Source organism: Paenibacillus alkalitolerans (assembly GCF_016482785.1).
In the GTDB taxonomy this organism is placed as follows: domain Bacteria; phylum Bacillota; class Bacilli; order Paenibacillales; family YIM-B00363; genus Paenibacillus_AE; species Paenibacillus_AE alkalitolerans.
Map to the genome: position 1 here is coordinate 1 of NZ_JAEMXM010000077.1, position 482 is coordinate 482.

1 protein-coding gene is annotated in these 482 nt (G+C 41.9%); it reads left to right on the forward strand.

What is annotated here, in order from left to right:
- Nucleotides 1–335 (forward strand): hypothetical protein (locus JET16_RS30460; protein WP_233532470.1); only part of this gene is annotated, 335 nt, incomplete at its 5' end.
- Nucleotides 336–482: the final 147 nt, after the last annotated feature.

Here is a 482-nt window from a genome sequence, read left to right on the forward strand (position 1 = left end):
ACTTAATATTTCTGTATGCTCTTTTACCCTCAATAATTGGACTTGCTGTGGGTATTGAACAGCTTTATAGGGAATATAGGAAGTTAGGGAGATGGAAATTTAGAGGTAACCGATTTGTTTTTTTGGTCGTTCCTTCATTGTATATCAGCCTTTATTATTTCGTTCCACGATGGCTAGACATTTTAACGCCCGTATTTGGAGGTCTCATTTATAACTCTAGATATACAAGTGTAATTTCAAGTATCTTATTTGGATATTTTCTAATTACATGTTTCGAGAAGGAAGAGGAAAAGAATTTTGAAAGTAAACTCGGGGAAGTGGACTCCTTCAGATAACACAGCATTCACGCAGCGGGCCGGCATCCGCCGTCCCTTGGTCCGCATGAAGCATTTTCGAGGATGCGGATTCAGGCGGACAACCCCGCACTGGCTAAGATAGGAGCTATCTAAGCCAGTGGGGGTTCGTGAATGCGAGAGACGTTA